Genomic DNA, 21,338 nt, shown 5'->3' with positions numbered 1-21,338 from the left:
GCGGTCTTTCAGACCGCCTTTTTTATCCCCACAAGTTGAAGCCTCAAGATCGTGGTCATCGGGATGAACAAACCGGATGGGAAAGGAGGGCGGTTCATGGACCCCAAAGCGTTTCGCGAGTATGACATTCGCGGTGTGGTGGACAAAGAGATCCACGACGAAGATGTGGTGCGGCTGGGGAAAGCTTACGCGACTTATTTGGCTCCTTTGAACAGACGTCGTGTGGTCGTGGGACGGGATTGTCGCCTCAGTTCGGATCGTTATCGGGATCTCTTGGTCCAAGGGATGCTTTCCGCCGGATTGGATGTGGTGGACGTGGGGGTTTGTCCAACGCCGCTCTTCTATTTCGCCATTCGCCATTTGGACCGAGAGGGTGGCATAATGATTACAGCGAGCCACAACCCTCCGGAATATAATGGGTTCAAGGTCTGCAACGGTTATGACACTATTTCGGGTGCTGAAATTCAGAAACTTCGGGAAGTGATGGACGCAGGCGATTTTATTCAAGGTGCCGGCACGGTCGGCCACTACGACATCGTGACACCCTACTGGGATTTCGTCAGTGCAAATATCCGGCTGGATCGGCCTTTGCGCGTCGGTGTTGATGCCGGCAATGCCGTGGGAGGTCCTGTGGCTGTTCCTCTTCTGGAACGATTGGGGTGCCGAGTCTACCCGCTGTATTGCGACATGGACGGGACTTTTCCCAACCATGAGCCGGATCCCACGGTGATGGAAAATCTCAAGGATCTCATTGAGCTTGTCCGCAGAGAATCCTTGGATGTGGGGATTGCCTACGACGGAGACTGCGACCGGTTGGGAGTGGTGGACCACAACGGCCATGTGGTTTACGGGGACAAGCTCATGATTATTTTCGCTCGAGAGATCCTCAGTCGCAAACCCGGGGCTGTCTTCATCTCCGAAGTCAAGTGCTCCAAGACGCTCTACGATGACATTCGACATCGGGGAGGGACGGCCATCATGTGGCGCACGGGCCATTCTTTGATCAAAGCCAAGATGAAAGAAACCGGGGCGGACTTGGCGGGAGAGATGAGCGGTCACATGTTTTTCAAAGACCGCTATTTCGGGTTCGATGACGGGATCTACGCCTCCTGCCGACTTCTGGAGATTTTGGCTCGCAGTCGGAAAAGCATTCCGGAACTGCTGGAGGGCATTCCCGAAACGGTGACGACGCCGGAAATTCGGGTGGCGTGCCCCGACGAGATCAAATTCGCCGTGGTGGATCGCGCCGTAGCTCACTTCAAGAAGGAGGGCTACGATGTCATCGATGTGGACGGAGCCCGCATCGTGTTTCCTGATGGCTGGGGGTTGGTACGTGCATCCAACACCCAGCCGGTGCTCGTGTTGCGCTACGAGGCGGAAACGGAAGCGCGGCTCAAGGAAATTCAGGGGCTGATTGAGGGCACCATTGAAAAGATCCGATCGGGGGCTCTGTGAGCCCCCAAGGGATCAGGCTTTGACGATTTTGTCACGACCCTCGGTGACGCCTTTTGTGGCGTTTCGGGTGTCGATGACCAGCTGGGCGTGGCGCACAATCCAGCCGTAGTCGTAAGCACTGTGGTCCGTGAGGATGACCACGGCGTCCATGGAAGCCAAGGTCTCTTCCGTGAGCCGCACAGATTCCAGCTCAAATCGATGTTTGCGGCCGGGTTTCAGTTTGGGGATGTGGGGGTCGTTGTAATGCACAATGGCCCCCCGTTCCTGGAGGAGCTGCATGACCTCATAGGACGGGGATTCTCGGTCGTCATCAATGTCTTTCTTGTAGGCCACTCCAAGGATGAGGATTTGCGAGCCTTTGAGGCATCGAAAGCGGTCATTCAGAGCCTCCGTGATCCGTTCCAGCACGTAGTAGGGCATGGAGACGTTCACTTCCCCGGCCAGCTGAATAAATCGGGTGGCGAAGTCGTATTCCCTGGCCTTCCACGATAGATAAAAAGGATCGATGGGGATGCAGTGTCCGCCCAAGCCGGGGCCGGGATAAAAGGGTGTGAAGCCGAAGGGCTTGGTGGCCGCCGCCTCGATGACTTCCCAGATATCGATGCCCATTCGAAAGGCCAACACTTTGAGTTCGTTGACCAGAGCGATATTGACGCTGCGATAGATGTTTTCCAAAAGCTTGGTCAGTTCCGCGACCCGAGTGCTGGACACGGGCACGACCCGTGAGACGGCATGGCTGTATAAAGCTTTGGCGCACTCAAGGCAGGCGGGGGTGACCCCTCCCACCACCTTTGGTATATTGCCCGTGTGGAAATGGGGATTGCCTGGATCTTCTCGCTCAGGGGAAAAAGCAAGAAAAAAATCCCGTCCCACCCGCAGCCCGGTGCGTTCCAGCTTGGGCAGCATGAGTTCTTCGGTGGTTCCGGGATAGGTGGTGCTCTCTAAAACCACCAGGTGACCCGGTCTAAGGTGTTGTGCGATGGTGTCCGTGGTATTCTCAATGAAGCGGAGATCGGGTTCCATTTTGTCGGTGAGCGGTGTCGGGACGCAAATGACGATGCAATCCGCTTCGCGAAGCCGCTCAAAACTGAGGGTGACGTCCAATTGTCCAGCTTCCAAGAACCTTTGGACCGGTTCGATGGGGATGTGTCGGATGTAGCTTCTTCCATGAAGCAGGGCATTGATCTTTGCACTGTCCACATCGAAGCCGATGAGAGGAAATCCCGCTTCTCCGAAACGGATCAGCAGGGGTAGCCCGACGTACCCGAGTCCGATGACGCCGACCGTGGCTTTGCGGTCTTGGATCTTTTGGAGCAGATTCTCCATGGGTGAGCGGCCTCCGTTGTTGGGTTAATGTTGTGTCCAAGGAAAATTCAGCAATGGAAAGCATTTTGGCCAAGAAAGAAACAAAGAGCAACGGAGAAAAGCATGGACCATACCCGAAGATGCCTGGTGACGGGGGCTGCCGGATTTGTGGGCAGCCACCTGTGCGAAAAGCTCCTGGCCTTGGGGCACACGGTGGTAGGAGTGGATAATTTTTTTTCTGGGCGCCGCGAAAATCTGGTGACTTTCGCCGGACATCCCAACTTTTTTTTCCATGAAAGGTCCATTACCGAACCGGAACTGCTCAAAGAACTCAGCGGTAGCCACGGCCCCTTTTTTGCCGTTTTTCACCTGGCCGCCATTGTCAGTGTGCCCTATTCTCTAAGATATCCCGAAGAGACTCATCGTGTGAACTACCGAGCGACCGTCGATTTGTTGCGTGGGGCCCAAGAGTTCGGTGTGGTTTCCTTCGTCTTTGCGGGATCGGCGGCGGAATACGGGGCCAAGGACCGCATGCCGTTATGGGAGGCGGATGCCGGGGACGGGACGCAGTGGTTGAGTCCATACGGAGAGGCCAAGTATCGGGCCACTATGGCTGTGGCCTCTTGTAAGGAAAATCTCCGAGGGATATCCCTGCGGTGTTTCAATATCTATGGTCCTCGTCAGGACCCTTCCAGCCCGTACAGCGGGGTCATCTCACGGTTTGTGGACATGGCCGTTGCCGGGATGTCATTGACCATTTACGGCGACGGTTTGCAGACTCGAGATTTTGTTTTCGTGTCCGATGTGGTGGAGGCCTATTGTCTGGCGGCCTTTCGCGAAAACATCCCAACGGAAGGGGGGAGGATTTACAATGTGGGTTCCGGACATCCAACATCCATACTTGATCTGGCCAGGTTGATTTGCCGCTTGACACGGCGTCCGGAATCCATAACGTTTGGTCCAGAGCGTCCGGGGGATATCCGACACAGCACGGCGAGTATCGAGGCCATTGCGAGAGATATGGGGTGGACTCCACGGATGGGTTTGGAAGATGGCCTCAAGAGGACAATTCAGTGGGTGCGTGGTTCACCGTAACCTTTTGGCATGATAAGATTTTCTCAGAAGTTCACCTCAGCCTTAGCAATTGAAGGAGGATGCCGTGAAAAAGCTGATCGTTTTGGGTATGCTGGGCCTCACATTGACAGCTTTCTTAATAACCTGCAAGCCCGCTGGAGATAGCCGCAAGTCGGCCATGAGTCCGGCCCTTGAAGCCTATCGTGCCATGGATTTCAGTCATCTTTTGGGCATGGAAGGATTCAGCGACGCCCTCCTCAAGATGCATTTCACCTTGTACCAAGGCTACGTGACCAACACCAACGCCCTGTTGGATAAAATCCGCGCTCTGGGGAAGGAAGGAAAGGCCGACAGCCCGGAATATGCGGAATTGAAACGCAGGCTGGGCTTTGAGTTCGATGGCATGAAGCTGCATGAATACTATTTCGGCAATCTGGGCGGATCCGGGGTCCTCCCCAAGGACAATGCCCTGTATGCTGCCATTGAGGAGAATTTCGGAAGCTATGAAAACTGGAAAGCGGATTTTGTCGCTACCGGCAGGATGCGAGGCATCGGCTGGGTTGTCCTTTACCAGGATCCGGCGACAGGCCGCCTTGTGAACACATGGATCAACGAGCACGAAGTGGGCCATTTGGTCGGCTGCCTTCCCCTGGTTGTCATGGATGTGTTTGAACACGCCTATGTGACGGATTATGGGTTGGACCGCAAGGCCTATATCGAGGCGTTCTTCAAGAACCTGAACTGGAAGGTGGTGCTCCAGCGTTTCGGTGTTCCCCTGAGCGAGGCAGACTTTCCAGAGCTCAAGCCAGCGGCCAGAGCCGTGGTGACGAAGGAACAAGGGGCGGCTTCGAGCCAAGCGGAAAAACCGGCAGGGACACCGGCGCCCCCTCAAGAGCGCAAGCCTTAGGCGTTTGCGGACGATGGTCATGCCCATGAGGTCGGGGGGATATTCCCATGCTGTTCTGAAGGGCGCTAAACGCGCTTGAGAGGATGCGCCGATGAATGGAAGCCCATTGACTCATGGGGGTCGCTGACGCACCAAGGAGCGGGTCCCGGTTTCGGAAGACGTCCAGGAGAGGAGGCACTGGAAAAAGCCTGGTTCACTTTGGCATGCACGTCCTCGACTGATTTCGGTTTTAGTAAAATTCTAATGATGACCCGTCCGGCCTTCGGATATCGGCTCGGGCGGGATTCTTTTTAAGACGGCATCGTTTCCATTGGAGAAGATGTGATGGAAAGCATGGTCGAGTCGCTCAAAAGGCAAAGGGAGCAGGTTCTGCAAAGTTCCGATGAGGAAGTTTTGAGACGGCACATGAGCCTCCTTGAGATTGCCGTCATCAGCCTGCACAACCGTCTTGTGAACCGGATGGCCTCGGAGTCTGAACGTTTTCGCTCCAGCGGGGCCATTCTCGCCACGGGAAATCTGGGTCGGGGCGTGCTCGGACCTCAAGATCCGGTCACCCTCTTGTGGCTTCGTACGGAAACCTTCCCGTGGGACGAAAGCGCCCAGCGGGAGATTACAGCCCCTCTGGTGGATGCAGGGTGGCAGGTCAGTGTGCGATGCGCCACGATCCCTGAATTGCTGGAGTGGGGGGAATCACACCTGCCTTTCTTTTTCGAAATGCTCGATGCTCGCTATCTTTCCGGGAACCGCCAACTGGTCAGTGAACTGGATCACGCGTTGGATGATTTTATCGCCAGGCATCAGTCGGTGCTCTTCGAACATCTCTATCAAGGGATTCGAACCCGGCAGGCACGGTTTTCCATGCCTGAAGATTGGTTGGAGCCGGACATCTTGGAGAGTCCCGGGGCTCTCAAAGACATCGATTCCATCCGCTATGCCGCGCGCGTGCTGCTGGATGTGCGGTGTTTTGACGACGCCATCTTTCAAGGATATCTCACGAGAAAAGAGGTGGATCGTCTCCAAACGGCCGAGAAGAAGTTCCTCAAATGGCTGAACCTCCTGAGAAGCGTCAGAGGGGACCGTCACAGTGTATTGGATTTTCAGATCCAAGAAATCTTGGCCGAAAAACTGGGCTACAGCGGCAGATCCGGCTTCCTGCCCGTAGAGTCGTTTATGCAAGAGGTGCACGAGACGCTCTATGACGTCTTTTGTGTCAGTTCGGAGTTTTGCGAACGGTTGCAGGAGACGGGAAAAATTGGAAGCGCCTCCATGCCTCGCGCCGAAAAGGTCCTCATCGAGGAAGGGGTCACCTTGATGAATGGGAGGCTCCAGGTGGATCCGGGGAGATTCGAACCGACGGCGGCCAACGTTATCCGCCTCTATGCATTAGCGGCTCGATATCGCGCCGGGTTTTCCAGCGCCACTCGACGTTGGCTGCACCATCATCGCAGTGTGGTGGAAACCTCTTCCGGGGATCCCGGGGTACAGAAAGCCTTTTTCCAATTGTTGGCTGACGATGACGGGCACGTTTCCGTCATCCGGAAGTTTTATAACGATGGGTTTCTGCGGGCGCTTGTTCCTGAAACAGCTTCAGTGCACGCGCTGGTGCAGCATGACGCTTTCCATGTCTATCCCGTCCATGAACATCACCTGAGGACCCTGAGGGAAATCAAACGGCTTCAGGCGGGAGAGTATCTTGAAGAAGAACCCGAACTGACGGCTTTGGCTCGGGAGACAGGTCAAAATCCATGGCTTTTTTTGGCGGCCCTTTTCCACGACATTGGCAAACATGCGGGAAGCCACCACGCCAAGCACGGGGCCGACATGTTTCCTTTGATCGCCAGACGCCTTGGTCTGAGTCCGGAAGGGGCGGATCTTGTAACTTTTCTTATTCGCAACCACTTGCTTCTCATGGACACGGCCTCCATGAGGGACCTCGGAGACGTGGAGCTCCTTGTCCAGTGTGCGCGTACCATCGGGGATCCAGAGAGACTTCAGATGCTTATGATCTTGAGTTTTGCGGACATGGTGGCCACCGGCCCTCGAGCGATTCAAAAGTGGAAAGAAACGCCGATTCATGAGCTTTATCGGCGCTTATCGGATCTTCTGGAAAAGGGTGAACCGGGTGAGGAGGTCTTGGCCGAGCGTCTCCAGAGGTTGAAGGATGCCGTGTATGAAAGAGTGGCCGACCTGGTGGACCGATCCCGGCTGGAAGAGCACTTCCGCGAATTGGCTCCTCGATACGTTTTGACCACTTCGCCCGAAGCGGTGGCTCGTCACCTGCGGCTGGAAATGGAGCTGGGTTCCGACCCCGACGCGTTTGTCTGGGAAGTCGAGAAAGAAAGCGGCGGAGTGGAAATAACGGTGGTCAGCCGCGAAATACCTGGGTTTTTGGCGAAGGCCGCCGGGATTCTCACCTTGCACGACCTGGATATCCGGGATGCCCGGATCTTTACCAAAAAAGACGGCGTGATGATTCTCGTGTTTCGGTGTCATTACGTGTTCCCGAGAGAGGAAGAACCGGATTGGGCGGCTATGCAGGGGGATTTAAGGCGCGTTTTGGAAGGGCGATTGGCCTTAGATTATCGGATCGCGTCTCACGCCGCGACCAAAGGACTCGGAACATCGAAAACCTTGATTCCAAGCCCCAGCCGTGTTCTGGTGGATAACGAGTCGGCGACGGAATACACCATTGTTGAAGTCTATACCATGGACCGTCCGGGACTTTTGTACACCATCACACGGGCACTGTCGGATTTCCAGGTACGAATCGACGTGGCCAAGATCACCACCAAAGTGGATCAGGTGGCGGATATCTTCTACATTAAGAATCACCGCGGGCAGAAAGTCACGGACTGGGAACAGGTTGAAGAGCTCCGGCAAGCTCTCCTGTTTTATCTGGACGGTCCGAGGCGGTCTGCGCCGTAAGAATCGAGGAAATGCCCCATGTCTCTCTATATCCGTCGCACGAGTGAGGGCTGCCGAACCCATTATGTCCTTAAGGAATCCTACTGGAACGGGTCATGTTTTGCCGCGAGAAACATCCTGGATTTAGGACCGGAACCTGCCGCACATATCATTTATACGGGGGGCAATGGATTCTATTTCAGCGACACGGTGGAAGAGGCCTTCGCCCGTATGGGGCTTGAGCGCGAAACCGAAGATCTGGAGAAGGCTTTTCTCCTTTACGTCGATCCTTACATTCGCCGAATTATCGAAAACTTCACAATGGGGAGAACCGGGTCACATCCATCATGGAATCATGAGGAATCGGCCTATCATCAGCGGTTTCTCCACCCCTTTGACAAAAGACGCATGCACTTTCTTCGGTGTGGCCGTATGGACATCGGCACTCTGGAAGGCAGGAGTTGGAAGTTCTTGAATGTGTTGTGTGACAAGAGCCGCGACGAAATCGAGCATGTCATCGATGGAATGGAGAAAGACTTGCGGCCACAAGAAAGGCGAAATTACATTTTCACGGCCTTGCAGCTCCAAAAGTATTTCCCGAGTCACCTCATGAAAAACAATCCGGCCGCCTTGGATCCGGAGAAGGTCGATGCTTATTTCTTAGAGGAAATATGCAGGCTTAATGAAGATAAAGATTTTTTCTTAGGGGTAGAAGACCACGATTTCCGAAGACTTCATCCCTTTCTCGTGAAGTACGTCATCATGTACTTTGATTACACCTTCACCCCTCAGTCCTTATGGGACAGGATTTTCCATGATTTCGTGCGACACCGGCAGCAACGTTTTCCGTTGCCGAAGGCTTTGTCGGAAGAGGAGGCGTGCGAACGTTTAGGTCTTCATCCAAAAGAATACCGGGCCATGAGCGCTCAGGCCCTGGCCCGGCATTATCGACGCCGGGCGAAAAAACTGCATCCCGATGCGGGAGGGGATCACGAAACCTTTATCCATCTCACCGAGGCTTACGAGTGCCTGGCTCGCCGGAAGACCCGACGGCCATAAGACATGTTACGGGCCGTGGGCTATCACCGAAGTTCACACTGTAACAGATCCTGCACCACGGTATAGGGATCTGTTCGCCGCTCCGTGACTTGGCGCACCAAATCATCCAGGTTCTGCCCCCTCTTTTCCATGCGCCGCATCAGTTCCGCGAGGGCCTCTTCCCGCAAGGTTTCCAGGAGCTGGGTTTTGGCCCGTTTTTGTGTCACCGCTTCCCATTGGCTTCTGTCGTTTTCCAGAAGATAGAGGCGATGGCGTTCTACAGCTTCCATGAGTTCAGGGATACCTCGACCCTTTAGGGCCTCGGTTTCGATAATAGGCGGCTCCCAATGCTGGTCGCCCGTGCGGCGGAGTCCCAGTTCGATGAGGTTTCTCAGTTCGCGCACGGTCTTTCGGGACCCTTCCCGATCCGCCTTGTTGACCACAAAGATATTCCCGATTTCCATGATCCCGGCTTTGATGGCCTGGACTTCATCTCCCATGCCAGGAATGGTCACCAACACGGTGGTATGGGCGCAGTTGGCGATATCCACTTCATCTTGCCCCACACCGACCGTTTCCACCATGATAACGTCCTTGCCCATGGCGTCCAACACGGTGATCATGTCGTTTGTGGATTTGGTGAGGCCGCCGAAATGGCCACGAGTGGCCAAACTGCGGATAAACACGCCACCGTCTAGGAAATGGCGCTGCATGCGGATCCGGTCTCCCAAAATGGCCCCGCCGGTGAACGGACTTGTCGGATCAATGGCCAGGATGCCTACGGTCAGCCCTTTTTTTCGGTATTCCATGGCCATTTGATCCACCAGGGTGCTCTTGCCGACACCCGGGGATCCGGTAAACCCTAAAATGTAGGCCCTGCCGGTATGAGGATAAAGTTCTTTGAGGATCTCCCGGGCAGAGGGCATCTGGTCGTCAATGTCCCGCAAGAGTCGCGCCACGGCCCGCACATCTCCGGCCAGGATTCGTTCCACGATGCTCATCGTCTGTGCCTCTTTCTCTTTAGGCGACCATGGCTTTCCGAGGTCTCACATGAGTGCGGACCCAGTGGACGATATCGTCCAATTTGGCCCCGGGCTCAAAAATCTCCTTGATGCCGATGGCCTTGAGCTTGGGGATGTCTTCCAGAGGGAAGATACCGCCTCCGATCACGGTGATGTCTTCGGCATTGTGTTCTTTGAGAAGCTCCATGATTCGCGGGAAAGAGTAACGGTGAGCCCCGGAAAGAATGCTCAAGCCGATGAGGTCCACGTCTTCCTGAATGGCCGTACTCACAATCTGCTCAGGGGTCTGGTGGCAACCGGTGTAAATCACTTCAAAACCGGCATCGCGAAAAGCCCGGGCGATCACACGTGCCCCTCGGTCATGTCCGTCCAGTCCTGGCTTAGCGATCAATATGCGAAGTTTCCTATCCTCAGCCATGGAAACCTTCCCTCCTGTGTTGTCGTCACCCGATTGGTTGAGCCTCAAAAGGGGGCTGGAGTCGGCACGCCCCGCAAGTTGGTAGACTCCGTTTGAGCGCAAACGTGCCGTGCGCTAGAAAGTTCCGGGATCAGAGTAAGTGCCGAACACTTCCCGGTAGAGATCGCAACATTCCTGTTCTGTGGCACCGGCCCGGACGGCGTCGATAAGGGCCGGCATCACGTTGTTTTCCCAGCACGGGGGGCCTTCGCATCGACGGCGCAGCTCATCCATGGCTTTCTGCAGCTTGATCTTGTCTCGTCGGGCCTTGAACTGCCGGGTTCTCTCAATCTGGAAGTTTTCCAGCTCGTCGTCAATCTTGAGCACGAACTCCAGATCAGGCCGGGCGCTGGGAAACTTATTTACCCCGATGATGATTTTCTCGCCCTTTTCCACTTGTTGCTGGAAGTGGTAGGCGGCGTCGGCGATTTCCATCTGGGGATAGTCTTTTTCGATGGCGGCCACCATGCCCCCAAGCTCGTCGAGCTTGCGGATATAAACCATCGCTTCCTCTTCCATCTTATCCGTCAAGGCTTCCACAAAATAGGAGCCCGCCAGGGGATCGATCACGTTGGCGACGCCCGTCTCGTCGGCCAGGATCTGTTGGGTTCTTAAAGCGATCCTCACCGCTTCCTCGCTGGGGATCATGTAGACCTCGTCCAGCGAATTGGTGTGGAGCGACTGGGTGCCACCCAAAATGGCGGCGAGGGCTTCTGTGGTGGTGCGGATGATGTTGTTGTAAGGCTCCTGGGCAGTGAGGGAACAGCCCGCCGTTTGGGTGTGGAATCGGCACATCATCGAGCGTGGCTTTTGGGCCTTGAAGCGGTCCCTCATCAGGCGCGCCCATAGGCGCCGGGCGGCGCGCATCTTAGCGATCTCCTCAAAGAAATCAATGTGGGAGTTCCAGAAGAAGGAGAGGCGTCCGGCAAAGTCGTCCACCTTAAGACCCCGCTTGATGCACTCCTCCACGTACGTAATCCCGTCGTAAATTGTGAAGGCCAGTTCCTGCACCGCTGTGGCGCCGGCTTCCCGAATATGGTAGCCGCTGATGCTGATGGTATTCCATCTCGGCACTTCATAGGTGCCGAATTCCACCGTGTCCACGACCAGGCGCAAGCTTGGCTCGGGCGGGAGCATCAATGTTTTTTGGGCGATAAATTCCTTGAGGCAGTCGTTTTGAATCGTGCCACCCAACTTTTTTCGGTCATAACCTTCATTTTCCGCATTGGCGATGTACATCGCCCAAATCACCGATGCCGGCGGGTTGATGGTCATGGAAGTGGTGACTTCCTCCAAATTGATGCCGGCAAAAAGCCGCTGCATGTCATCAATGGTGTCGATGGCGACGCCGCACTTCCCGCATTCACCCCGCGCCAGAGGAGATTCTGTGTCGTAGCCCATAAGCGTGGGAAAGTCGAAGGCCGTGCTGAGGCCTGTTTCCCCGTGTTCGATGAGGTAATGAAAGCGCTTGTTGGTGTCTTCTGCGGTCCCTAAGCCTGCGAACATTCGCATGGTCCAGAGTCGGGCACGATACATGGTCGGTTGGACGCCTCGGGTGAAAGGAAATTGTCCAGGAAATCCAAGATCTTCAAAATAATCTTTTCCCTTGATGTCCAGAGGCGTATAGAGGGATTTTACCTCCATGTCGGAGACGGTCGAGAACCGCTCCAGCCGTTCTGGCATTTTCTGGAGAGCCTTTTCATACTCCTTAAGCCAATCCGCGTATTCCTTCTCCATGCGATCCAATTGCGCTTCCGAAAACATTTTTTGGCCCATAGTGCTTTTCCTCCTCCCACGATGAAAACCAAGGCCCACGGTGCAGATGCAGCGCTGGTGGACGAAGCCTCGACCTACGGTAAATGAACGGCTTCACGTTGCGGGCAGGTCACCCCTCCTTGGCTCACCCCTCGTCCATTAACCTTTGACAATGCAAAAGAGCAGTTTCGGAGCGTGCGGTCAAGGTTTCTTTGGTAACGCTTTGTCATATTAACAACGTTTGGGTTTTGAGGGCACGCGGCGGAAGGCCTTCATGCGGGGATGGTGTCCCTGGGCCTTGAATGGTGTGCGGTTGTGGTGCACCGCGTGCGGCATGGAATGTGCTCGCATTCCTTAAAGGTTGTAACGGGGTGTCGGTGTGCCTGCAGTTTCAAAAACCTATGCTCAACCATTCGGGACCTTAATGGACGGAGTTATGCATTGTCAAACAAATTTTTTTTCTCTTGACCATCCCAAAAATCCTGATGTAGGAAGGACCCGTACGGGTACCAATGACCTAAATGCGCGCGTCTTCACCCACTCTCACGATGGTTCTCTCTGGAGCTCTTGCGCTGCTTCCGCCACATAGACTCCCCTAACGTTGGTACCTCCCTAACACGAAACAATTCCTTCTTCGCAAGCCGTACCCTCGGCGCGCCGGGCATGGGAGCTGCTGCTTTGGCGACTCGGCGAGTTGGTGATGTGGATGCTGAGTGCAACAGACCTTGTCAACGCCTTATTCTCAACGTCCTTTGGAAGGTACGGTCTTCCTATGGTCACCTGACACAACTAGACGATGAATTTCTGCCCCGCAGGTTGTCGGCCTTTCGGGCGACGGCCTGATATGGGGGCACGGGGCGGGTAAGGTGGGGTGGTCTTGTGCTTTTTTTCAAGAGCAGGTGTTTTTTTGAAACGCGTGGAAAGGAGGTGATGGAAAGATTGGGCGTGTTGCCAGGGGTTATGGTGTGGATCGTTTTTACCAGCGAGTGCATAGGAGGTCACAATGTTTAAAGGGATGCCGAAAGTATTCTGGGCTGGTATGGCGCTTCTTTATGGGTATTTTTTTCTGTTTTTTATCTTAGAGATTACGGTCCCGAAGTTCCCTTTAGCAAAATTTTTAGGGGTCCCCGCATGCTATATTTATAACTGGCTCATCGGCCTATGGGTCATCAACTTGATCGTGGCGGCGCTCTTTTACATCGCTGAGGAAGCTCGAGAAGCTCGGCTCGCCAAGAAATAAGGAGGCTAGAATGGGTGCAAATCCAGTCGTTATCATCGGGGCCTTGATCTATTTTGCCATTATGATCGCCATTGGGTACTTTACCCGAAAGGCCGCCCTCAATGCGTCCGATTACTACGTGGCCGGCCGCAAAGTCGGCTCCTTCATCAACGGGGCCGCTTTAGCCTCAACGTATTTGAGCCCCGCGAGTTTCCTTGGACTCCCAGCGTTCATCTTCCTTTTGGGTTACCCGTTCTGGTGGGCTCTGGTCGGCATCATTGGAGGGATGCCCATTGCCACGCTGCTTACAGCGGCTCCGTTGCGTAAATACGCCCCGACATCGTTCACCGACTATTACGCGGATCGTTATGACACCAAATGGATGCGCCTGATCGCCGGGGTTCCCACCATTATTGCCGGATTTGCCTATGTGACCTTGTCCATCGTTGGTACCGCTCTTTTCATGCTCGCCATCTTGAAGCTGAACTACAACATTTCTGTGGTCATCGGCGCTTTGGTCGTCTTTATTTACGTGTTTTATGGCGGCATGGTGGCCACGACCTGGTCGGCAGCCTTCCAAGGTGTCACCATGGCGGTGGCGGCGATAGTGGGTGCCATTTACACTATTGCCCATTTCGGCGGCCTCAATCCCATGACGGACGCCATTTTGAAAGTGACGCCCAACTTTTTTAACTGCCCCTATGTCAGCGAAAAGCCCTCCAGTGCCCTCATGGGCATGTGGACAGGGATTGTGGGTTTCTACTTTACCTGGCACTTTGGTTTCGCAGCCATGCCGTACACCGTGGTGCGCTTCTTTACCGCGCAGGACATCAAGTCGGCGCGCCGCAGTGTCTTCTGGGCCATCTTTTTCGGCGGGTCCATGTATGTGGGCTTGATTATCATCGGCTCGGCCGCGCGCGTGCTCATTGAAACGTTGCATCCCTATATGTCCGTTGAAGGCGTCAAGGATGCCATGGGAGTGCTCAAGCATATGAAGGGCGTTTATGGTGTGGGTGGTGCGGCTGTCACCGACTACTCCATGATCGCCGCCATGGAGGGTCTCAAGAGCCCGTTCCTGTTGGCCGTGATCTGCGCAGGAGGTTTGGCCATTGCTATGTCGACGGCGGCAGGCTGGACCATGGTGCTCAATGTGCTTTTGGGCCGCGACCTTATCGGAAAAGTCTTCGGAAGCAAGTGGCCTGAGGAAAAGCCTGTTCAGGTGACCCGGGTCATGACGGTCATCATTACTGTCATCTGTACGCTCGTGGCCTTCAGCCCTCCGGCGTTGGTCTTGGACATTTCTGGAGCTGCCTTTATCGTGATTCTCTGCTCCGTGGGACCGCCTCTCGTCCTGGGTATTTGGTGGGATAAGGCCAACACCACCGCGGCCGTCATCAACATTATCGTCATGACCGTGCTGTCCACCTATTCATGGATGTATGCCAACACGAAGCTCGGAAGCGCCCATTGGTTCTTCTTGGGTCAAAAAGGTGGCATTGTCACACCGCACCAGTTTTACTGGGTCTTTGTGGGGCTCATTTTCTTTATACTCATCAGTTTGGTGACCAAACCCAACAGGCCTGAAGTCATCCAGAAATACTCTTACAACTTGAGGCCCGAAAACTAGGCGCCTAGTGAAAGGCCGGGAGGGCGACCTCCCGGTCCATCCGTGATCAGATAAACCTCATTGGGGTGAACTTTTGGGGCTGTCCATGGCTGAACATCATCGGAATGAAAGATTGGAGCGCTGGGAACGCCATCGTCGAAGATGGTATCTTTTGTATTTTTACGTGGGTGTTGGAGTCAACCTTTTGCTTTATTTCACGAAACCTTATGGATTCGATCCCAGCGGAAGTCTTTTTTGGGGGTCTTTTTACGGCCTCGGCATACCACTGTGCACCATGTTTCTAGGAGTTTCCATTCATCGAAAACTTCTTGGCGCCTAAATTCTCTCATGAAATTAAGTCCAATGGTTTTCCGATTCCTTCTGATGTGTACGGTCTGGCTTTGGCCCGTGGTTCCCTCCGCCCGAGCGGATATCACTTATGTCCATGAGGTGGAAGCCGAAGACCTGTTCACGGGCAAGAAACTGCTCGCGGTGACGACGAGCTATCGGGCCGATGGGATGTACATGGACCAGAGACGTCAGTACACGGGATCCTGGATGCAGCTTCTTTTCGGAGGAGTGCGAGAGGATCGCCGGACGGTGCATATCTCTTTGGCGACTCAGGATATCCGGGAGGTCGATTGGGGGCGGGATAAATGCCGTATTTTCCCCTTGGCTCGACTGAAGGATCCCGCGTGGATCCGTAGCCTGGAGAAGGCTCAGGAAGATGACCAGCCACTCATGCCCGATCGGTACGATGTACGACCTCCGCAATTGTCCATTACTGCGGATAGGCCCGACGAAAGCTGTGGGAAGTACCGATGCCGCCGGGTCTCAGCCCGTCTCCTCCAGCATACGTACGACCGACTCAGGGAAGCCCACAGCATCACGGAAGTGCAGCAGGAACTGTGGCTTTCGGACGAGGTGCCGGGTTGGGATGAAGGCACTCGGGTCCATCGGGAACTGGGTGCGATTTTGGGGTTGGAGGAGGAGCGTTTGGGTCCCTTGTCTTTTCTCTTGTCCTATTGGCAGGGATCGTTACAGCCGCTTGCCAAGGACTTGGAAAAGATTCGGGGTTATCCGGTCAAGAGTAGGGTGCGCGTGACGGCGCACTACGTCCCCAAAGAAGGGGAATCCAAGAGAGTCAGTCGTGTTGTCAATGAAGAAACCAGTATCTTAAAGGAGGTCATACCCGCGTTTGATCAAGGTCTCTACGAGGTCCCACCCCATTTCACGACAGTTCGTGTTCCTTAGGTGATGGAGTTGTCAACGCAAAGCTTTAATGAAAGGGAGTTGTCCATGGCACGAGAAGACTATTTCAAATGGGCGGAAAGCGTTCTCGATCCTTCCAAGACGTTCGAAAAACCAGAAGCTCTTGCGGATATTAAAATCGTCGAACTGTGCACGTTGATTTTGGGTCCGTCCCTTCCTAGTTACCTTTCCGAACTCGGGGCGACGGTCTTCAAAGTGGAATTGCCCGGCATGGGAGACACCATGAGGTCGCTGACGCCCTTTGCCAAGTTTTTCAACGGCGCGGCCATGGGGTGGCTCAAAGAAGCCCGCAACAAATACCATTTGGCCATCGATGTCCGTGTCCCTGAAGGTGCGGAACTTTTCCGGGAATTGGTCAAACGCTCGGACGTGGTGGTGGAAAATCTCCGTGCCGGAACCATGGACAAGTGGGGTATCGGCTATCGGCAACTGCGGGAAATCAACCCAAGGATCATTTACATCGCCCTAAACGGTTTTGGGCAATGGGGACCGTATCTGGAGCGGCCTTCCTACGATGCCATCGCCCAGTCCGAGTCCGGCGAAGCCTGGATCAGCGGTTTTCCGGACAAGCTGCCCATGAAAGCCGGGATTTGGTTGGCAGATTACTACGGAGGCCTTGTGGGCGCTGTGGGGGTGCTTGCCGCTTTGGCCCATCGGGACCGGACGGGACGGGGCCAGTACATCGAATACTCTCAGGCGGAAAACCTCATGCGCGCGATGGATTGGACGTGGCTCTACCAGCATTTTACGGGCAAATGCCGTGAGCGGTATGGCAATCGGGATGTGAGCATTTGTCCGGCGGATATCGTCCCCAGCAAAGATGGGGAAATGGTGGCCATTGGTGCCGCAACGGACACGCAGTTCCAAGGTTTGTGCCAAGCCATGGGGAAACCGGAACTCGCTCAAGATCCCCGTTTTGCCACCCACCTGGAACGGCTGAAAGAAGAAAATGCCGTGGAACTCCTGGCAATGATCCGCGATTGGGTTGCGGGCAAGACCTATGGGGAAATCGACCAGCTGGCCTGCCAGTATGGTTTTGGCGCCCAAAAGGTGGCTAACGGCAAGGATCACTTCGAGGATGAACACCTGCGCACGCGCAATTTCACTTATTATGTGGACGATCCCATTTACGGAGAGCTCTACGAGGAAGGCATCGCGCCGAAGCTGTCGGAAACCCCAGGTCGCATCAAGTGGGCCGGGAAACCGGTGGGCTTCGACAATGAATTCGTTCTTAAGCGTTACCTCGGCTTGAAAACCAAGAAAATCAAGTACCTCAAAGAAAAGAACATCATCGGCAAATGGGTGGACGTGCCTCCCGGCCGCAAACCGCCCCAAAACTGGGACGGCAAATCCGGCGTTCTCTTGGCATGAGCTTCCACATTCTTACGCGCGACACATGAAGAATAACTCTGTGGACCTATGGAGGATCGCAATGCATATGGAAAAGGAAAAGAGCTGGGGGGATTGGATTCGCGAACTGGACGATCCGGCCAAGAATCGCGAAAAGCCGGAAGCGCTGGATCATATCACGGTTTTGGATGTGAGTTATGCCAACATGGCCGGATGCTTTTGCACGTCCACTTTGGCCGAATTCGGCGCGACCGTGATCCGTATTGAGCCACCTGGGGGAGACCCCGCCCGCACGTTCACCCCTTGGGGCTATATGCACATGGGTACCGGTTTGGGGTATCTGAATGAAGGGCGTAACAAGCTCCATGTGACCTTGAATTTGGAATCCGAGGAAGGGCAGGAGATCTTCAGAAAACTGGCGAAGCGGGCGGACGTTCTGGTGGAGACGTTTTTGCCTGGCACCATGGATGCCTGGGGTCTAGGCTACCGGCAGCTCAAGGAGCTCAATCCCCGACTCATCTACTGTGCCCTGTACACTTACGGCCAGTTCGGCCCCAAGGCGGCCTGTGGCAAGGCCGATGTGGACGTGGTGGACCAGGCCTATTCTGGGGTGGTGTCGGTCAGCGGTGAGCCACCGGAAGATCCGCAAAATCCAAAGCCCTCGGAAGTTCCCACCAAGCAGGGCAATTGGATGGGATGGTACGCTGGTGGTGCATGGGCCGCTGTGGCCATCCTTGCGGCGCTTCACTACCGGGTCAACTCCGGGAAGGGCCAGTTTATCGATGTTTCTCCTGCGGAAGCTTACGGTAGATGTATCAATTATGCCATAACCTATTATTATGGCTTCAAAGACACCATCCCTCGAGTGGGCAATTACGATGTCGGTGTATTCCCTTACACTTATTTCAGATGTAAAGACGGTTTCGCCTTCTTGTCCGGATTCGCGGATCCTAACTGGAAGGCGTTGTGCACCATTATCAACCGTCCTGATCTTCAGCAGCAATTTCCGACCATTTTCGAACGCCTCAATGTGGACAACATGAAAATCATGTACAAAGAAATTGAAAAATGGACTATGGCGCACACTTACGATGAGATCTTTGATGCGGTCATGGACTACAATAAAAACATCGGACAAGGTGTCGTCGTCCCCGGTCGGATTTCCTCGCCCATGGATACCATGAAGGCGGAAAACTGGTGGGTGCGCATGGCCTTGGAAACCATCGACGATCCGCATTACGGCGAGGTCACTATTGCCAATCACGCCCATAAGATGACGGAAACCCCGCCTCGCGTTAAATGGATCTGCCGACCGGTCGGGGCCGATAACTATTACGTTTACGCGAAAATGCTGGGTTATGGCACCAAGCGGCTTGAGGAACTTAAGGCAAAAGGCGTGGTGTGACCCCCCAACCCTTCAATGACAAAGAAAAAGGCCACATGGTGGCCTTTTTCTTTGAGATGCCGAGAGGGGGTGCAGAGATGATTCCTCCAAAGGAATTTTTAAGGAAAATTAAACCATTTTCCTTCCTTTCCGAGGACCATCTGGCCACGTTGACCAGCAGTTTGGACGTGGCCATGTACGGTTCAGGGACGGTGATTTGTTCCAAGGAGGACGTCTGCCCCTACGTTTTTCTTGTCTTTTCCGGTCTTGTCGGTCTCTATGACGATGATGAACTGGTGGATCTCGCCTCCAAGGGTGAGATCTTCGGCTTGTTGTCTGCCATACACCAAACTCCATCCTATTACGAAGCTCGAGCCCTAGAAGATACTATCTGTTATCTCATCGACGCCGAGGCTTTTGATCGGGTGTATCGGGCCCACAGCGCCTTCTCTTCATTTTTCAGCACTTTTATCGAGAGGCGTTTTCGATCCTTTTCCCGATTGGCTCGGGATCAGGAATCCACTCAGGAGGGTGCCGTCGGGGTTTTGGTGGAGACCCTTGTGACCAAAGCGCCGGTCGTCTGCGGCCCTTTTCAGACCATGGCGGAAGCCGTAGCCATTATGGACACCCACCACGTGGGATCCGTGGTGGTGACCGAAGGCGGCAAACCCATAGGCATCCTCACCAACAGGGACATGCGACGGGTCCTCCTGCAAGGAAGCCCGAACAGTTACGTCAAGGACTTCATGTCCGCTCCAGTCATCACCATAGATCGCCAGGCTTCAGTTCTGGATGCCTACACCACCCTTCTTCGCACCGGCATCGACCATTTGGTGGTCGTCGATGAAGATCGCGTGCACGGCGTGATCACCAGTAAGGACGTCCTGTCTCAACTGGAGCCCTCATCGTCCATCCTGGCCTTGTATCGAAAGATCCTCAAGGCTCTGGACCTCGACGAACTGCAGAGCGCATTTCAAGCCATCCGGGTGGCCGTTTCGGAAATGGCTTTAAAAGGGACCCACTTTTATCAGCTCTCCCGCATGATTACTTCCGTGTATGACACCGTTGTCGTCAAAGTCATCCAAAAACACACGGTTTCCGGCGAACCGCCGGATTTTCTATGGGTTCATGTGGGCAGCTCTGGCCGGAAAGAACAGATTCTTACCACGGATCAAGACAGCGCGCTCATTTGCGGCGAGTCGGGGGGATGCCTTGGCGTCGCCGAGGCCATTACGAGGGATTTGGATCGCATCGGCATTCCCCGGTGCCCTGCGGACTACATGGCCTCAAATCCTCGTTGGCATTTGTCGCTTGAGGAATGGAGGGAAAACTTTCGGCGGTGGTTTTTGGAACCCATTCCGGATCACGTGCGGTATTTGACGGTTTTCCTCGACTTGAGGGCGATTTATGGCCATGGTGAGTTGCTCGGTCGGCTCCTCGACGGGATTCATGAGTCCGTGACCAACCAAGCCGTGCGTTTCCTCGCTTACGATGCGGCACTGCACGAACCCCCCATTGGCATTTTCGGAATCAAACATCGAGACCGAGGCATCGATTTGAAACGATTCGGCATCTATCCTATCGCCAACGGGATCCGCGTGATGGTTCTGGCCAACAAGATGCTGCGGATCACCAACACGCGCGAGCGCATCGAAGCCTTGCGCGACGCCGGCGTTCTGGGCAAGGAAACGGCCGGGGATCTTTTGGAGGCCTACGCCTTTTTGCAAGATCTTCGCCTAAGACATCAGGCTCGATCGCTGAAGAATGGCAGCGCAGGGGCCAACCTCCTCATGGCTGACCAACTGGACAAGATGGATTTACTGATTTTGAAAGAATCCTTGAAGGTGGTGGCGTCTTTTCAAAAAAACCTCAAGGCCCTCTATGGTGTGGATCGAGGGCTTTGATGCGGTTAAGCGAAGCAACTTTTATCTCTGTGGATGTGGAAACCACGGGGCTGGACGTGCGCCGCCACGACATTATCGCCGTGGCCCTCGTGCCCATGGCGGGCCTGAAGATCCGTGTTCGAGATGCTTATTATACGCTCGTCAAACCTCGGAATTATCGACTGGAGACGATGAAGTATCATGGCATTGCTCTGGAAGCCCTGCAACAAGCTCCAGCCTTTGAAGAAATCGCCCAAGACCTTCTGGGAAGATGTCACGGCATTCTTTTGGGACACTGCGTTCACATCGACTATCAATTTCTGCGGCGCCACTTTAAGGACCTCGGGATCTCCTTTGAGCGGCAACTGGTGGACATTGCGGAGGTGGAAAAATGGATCGGTCAAAAAACCTCACGCAGGCGCTGTTGCGATGAGCTCAGCTTGGATGCCTTGATCGGTCGTTATGGACTCAAAGAGCACTACCGCCATCACGCTCTGGCCGATGCCTTCTTCGCTGCCCAGATTTTTCAAATTCAGATGACCAAATACGCCGTATCCACAGTGGAACAGCTTCTCAATGTGCTCAAGAATCAGAAAGTCTGCGAAACGCATTTCCTTCTCTAGGGACAGCCCAGAGGTCGCGGTCATTCGTGGGTTCAGAAAAAAGCTTTGTGATGCTCTCCCGTTGTGCTAGTCAAAAAAATTGAA

At 54.5% G+C, this 21,338-nt stretch carries 16 protein-coding genes and 1 pseudogene; 13 read left to right on the top strand and 4 right to left on the bottom strand.

The window, feature by feature from the left end:
* The first annotated feature begins 96 nt into the window (after window positions 1–96).
* Window positions 97–1,455, top strand: coding sequence for a phosphomannomutase/phosphoglucomutase (locus ACZ5K9_RS06730; protein ID WP_464273659.1), 1,359 nt, complete (start codon window positions 97–99; stop codon window positions 1,453–1,455).
* 12 nt (window positions 1,456–1,467) lie between these two features.
* On the opposite strand, the gene ACZ5K9_RS06725 is transcribed toward ACZ5K9_RS06730, so the two are convergent.
* Window positions 1,468–2,781 carry a nucleotide sugar dehydrogenase gene (locus ACZ5K9_RS06725; protein WP_464273658.1) on the bottom strand — a complete coding sequence of 438 codons (1,314 nt, stop codon included), beginning with the start codon at window positions 2,779–2,781 and terminating at the stop codon, window positions 1,468–1,470.
* Between the two features lie 102 nt (window positions 2,782–2,883).
* On the opposite strand from ACZ5K9_RS06725, the gene ACZ5K9_RS06720 reads away from it, so the two are divergent.
* The 4 genes and pseudogenes from ACZ5K9_RS06720 to ACZ5K9_RS06705 all read left to right on the top strand — a co-directional run bounded on the left by ACZ5K9_RS06720 (window position 2,884) and on the right by ACZ5K9_RS06705 (window position 8,704).
* Window positions 2,884–3,855, top strand: coding sequence for an NAD-dependent epimerase/dehydratase family protein (locus tag ACZ5K9_RS06720; RefSeq protein WP_464273657.1), 972 nt, complete (start codon window positions 2,884–2,886; stop codon window positions 3,853–3,855).
* A gap of 157 nt (window positions 3,856–4,012) precedes the next feature.
* Window positions 4,013–4,600 (top strand): annotated as a pseudogene (locus ACZ5K9_RS06715) (superoxide dismutase); the annotation flags it as partial.
* A gap of 465 nt (window positions 4,601–5,065) precedes the next feature.
* Window positions 5,066–7,666 (top strand): [protein-PII] uridylyltransferase family protein, encoded by a 2,601-nt coding sequence (locus tag ACZ5K9_RS06710; protein WP_464273656.1) that lies wholly within the window; start codon window positions 5,066–5,068, stop codon window positions 7,664–7,666.
* A gap of 18 nt (window positions 7,667–7,684) precedes the next feature.
* Window positions 7,685–8,704 carry a DnaJ domain-containing protein gene (locus tag ACZ5K9_RS06705; protein WP_464273655.1) on the top strand — a complete coding sequence of 340 codons (1,020 nt, stop codon included), beginning with the start codon at window positions 7,685–7,687 and terminating at the stop codon, window positions 8,702–8,704.
* 23 nt (window positions 8,705–8,727) lie between these two features.
* Here the strand turns inward: ACZ5K9_RS06705 and meaB are convergent, their stop codons facing one another.
* The 3 genes from meaB to ACZ5K9_RS06690 form a co-directional block, all read right to left on the bottom strand.
* Entirely contained in the window at window positions 8,728–9,684 is a 957-nt protein-coding gene (meaB, locus tag ACZ5K9_RS06700; protein WP_464273654.1) for a methylmalonyl Co-A mutase-associated GTPase MeaB, read from the bottom strand.
* A gap of 19 nt (window positions 9,685–9,703) precedes the next feature.
* Window positions 9,704–10,123: a cobalamin B12-binding domain-containing protein gene (locus ACZ5K9_RS06695; protein WP_464273653.1), complete on the bottom strand. Its 420-nt coding sequence runs from the start codon at window positions 10,121–10,123 to the stop codon at window positions 9,704–9,706.
* Window positions 10,124–10,237: 114 nt separating this feature from the next.
* Window positions 10,238–11,926, bottom strand: a complete 1,689-nt coding sequence (locus tag ACZ5K9_RS06690; protein WP_464273936.1) for an acyl-CoA mutase large subunit family protein — start codon at window positions 11,924–11,926, stop codon at window positions 10,238–10,240.
* 994 nt (window positions 11,927–12,920) lie between these two features.
* Here ACZ5K9_RS06690 and ACZ5K9_RS06685 point away from each other — a divergent pair.
* From ACZ5K9_RS06685 to ACZ5K9_RS06650, 8 genes are all read left to right on the top strand, one after another.
* Entirely contained in the window at window positions 12,921–13,157 is a 237-nt protein-coding gene (locus ACZ5K9_RS06685; protein WP_464273652.1) for a hypothetical protein, read from the top strand.
* Between the two features lie 10 nt (window positions 13,158–13,167).
* The gene (locus tag ACZ5K9_RS06680; RefSeq protein ID WP_464273651.1) at window positions 13,168–14,763 is read left to right on the top strand and encodes a sodium:solute symporter family protein; all 1,596 of its coding nucleotides are present in this window, start codon (window positions 13,168–13,170) and stop codon (window positions 14,761–14,763) included.
* Between the two features lie 85 nt (window positions 14,764–14,848).
* Entirely contained in the window at window positions 14,849–15,082 is a 234-nt protein-coding gene (locus ACZ5K9_RS06675; protein ID WP_464273650.1) for a hypothetical protein, read from the top strand.
* An 8-nt stretch (window positions 15,083–15,090) separates the two neighbouring features.
* Window positions 15,091–15,996: a hypothetical protein gene (locus ACZ5K9_RS06670; RefSeq protein ID WP_464273649.1), complete on the top strand. Its 906-nt coding sequence runs from the start codon at window positions 15,091–15,093 to the stop codon at window positions 15,994–15,996.
* Window positions 15,997–16,041: 45 nt separating this feature from the next.
* Complete coding sequence (locus tag ACZ5K9_RS06665) at window positions 16,042–17,385, top strand: CaiB/BaiF CoA transferase family protein (protein WP_464273648.1); 1,344 nt, start codon at window positions 16,042–16,044, stop codon at window positions 17,383–17,385.
* A 67-nt stretch (window positions 17,386–17,452) separates the two neighbouring features.
* Window positions 17,453–18,769, top strand: coding sequence for a CaiB/BaiF CoA transferase family protein (locus tag ACZ5K9_RS06660; protein ID WP_464273647.1), 1,317 nt, complete (start codon window positions 17,453–17,455; stop codon window positions 18,767–18,769).
* 77 nt (window positions 18,770–18,846) lie between these two features.
* A complete protein-coding gene (locus tag ACZ5K9_RS06655; RefSeq protein ID WP_464273646.1) occupies window positions 18,847–20,652 on the top strand; it encodes a DUF294 nucleotidyltransferase-like domain-containing protein in 1,806 nt (601 codons plus the stop codon).
* Window positions 20,652–21,254, top strand: coding sequence for a 3'-5' exonuclease (locus ACZ5K9_RS06650; protein ID WP_464273645.1), 603 nt, complete (start codon window positions 20,652–20,654; stop codon window positions 21,252–21,254). Before ACZ5K9_RS06655 ends, ACZ5K9_RS06650 begins: the two co-directional genes overlap by 1 nt.
* Window positions 21,255–21,338: the final 84 nt, after the last annotated feature.

Source organism: Desulfosoma profundi (assembly GCF_055387865.1).
This window is presented reverse-complemented; position numbering and strand designations above follow the sequence as displayed.

What these genes read in the sequence shown, in the direction of transcription:
- ACZ5K9_RS06730 (WP_464273659.1), top strand. Translation starts at nt 97, where the DNA reads ATGGACCCCAAAGCGTTTCGCGAGTATGACATTCGCGGTGTGGTGGAC.
- ACZ5K9_RS06725 (WP_464273658.1), bottom strand. Translation starts at nt 2,781, where the DNA reads ATGGAGAATCTGCTCCAAAAGATCCAAGACCGCAAAGCCACGGTCGGC.
- ACZ5K9_RS06720 (WP_464273657.1), top strand. Translation starts at nt 2,884, where the DNA reads ATGGACCATACCCGAAGATGCCTGGTGACGGGGGCTGCCGGATTTGTG.
- ACZ5K9_RS06710 (WP_464273656.1), top strand. Translation starts at nt 5,066, where the DNA reads ATGGAAAGCATGGTCGAGTCGCTCAAAAGGCAAAGGGAGCAGGTTCTG.
- ACZ5K9_RS06705 (WP_464273655.1), top strand. Translation starts at nt 7,685, where the DNA reads ATGTCTCTCTATATCCGTCGCACGAGTGAGGGCTGCCGAACCCATTAT.
- meaB (WP_464273654.1), bottom strand. Translation starts at nt 9,684, where the DNA reads ATGAGCATCGTGGAACGAATCCTGGCCGGAGATGTGCGGGCCGTGGCG.
- ACZ5K9_RS06695 (WP_464273653.1), bottom strand. Translation starts at nt 10,123, where the DNA reads ATGGCTGAGGATAGGAAACTTCGCATATTGATCGCTAAGCCAGGACTG.
- ACZ5K9_RS06690 (WP_464273936.1), bottom strand. Translation starts at nt 11,926, where the DNA reads ATGTTTTCGGAAGCGCAATTGGATCGCATGGAGAAGGAATACGCGGAT.
- ACZ5K9_RS06685 (WP_464273652.1), top strand. Translation starts at nt 12,921, where the DNA reads ATGTTTAAAGGGATGCCGAAAGTATTCTGGGCTGGTATGGCGCTTCTT.
- ACZ5K9_RS06680 (WP_464273651.1), top strand. Translation starts at nt 13,168, where the DNA reads ATGGGTGCAAATCCAGTCGTTATCATCGGGGCCTTGATCTATTTTGCC.
- ACZ5K9_RS06675 (WP_464273650.1), top strand. Translation starts at nt 14,849, where the DNA reads ATGGCTGAACATCATCGGAATGAAAGATTGGAGCGCTGGGAACGCCAT.
- ACZ5K9_RS06670 (WP_464273649.1), top strand. Translation starts at nt 15,091, where the DNA reads ATGAAATTAAGTCCAATGGTTTTCCGATTCCTTCTGATGTGTACGGTC.
- ACZ5K9_RS06665 (WP_464273648.1), top strand. Translation starts at nt 16,042, where the DNA reads ATGGCACGAGAAGACTATTTCAAATGGGCGGAAAGCGTTCTCGATCCT.
- ACZ5K9_RS06660 (WP_464273647.1), top strand. Translation starts at nt 17,453, where the DNA reads ATGGAAAAGGAAAAGAGCTGGGGGGATTGGATTCGCGAACTGGACGAT.
- ACZ5K9_RS06655 (WP_464273646.1), top strand. Translation starts at nt 18,847, where the DNA reads ATGATTCCTCCAAAGGAATTTTTAAGGAAAATTAAACCATTTTCCTTC.
- ACZ5K9_RS06650 (WP_464273645.1), top strand. Translation starts at nt 20,652, where the DNA reads ATGCGGTTAAGCGAAGCAACTTTTATCTCTGTGGATGTGGAAACCACG.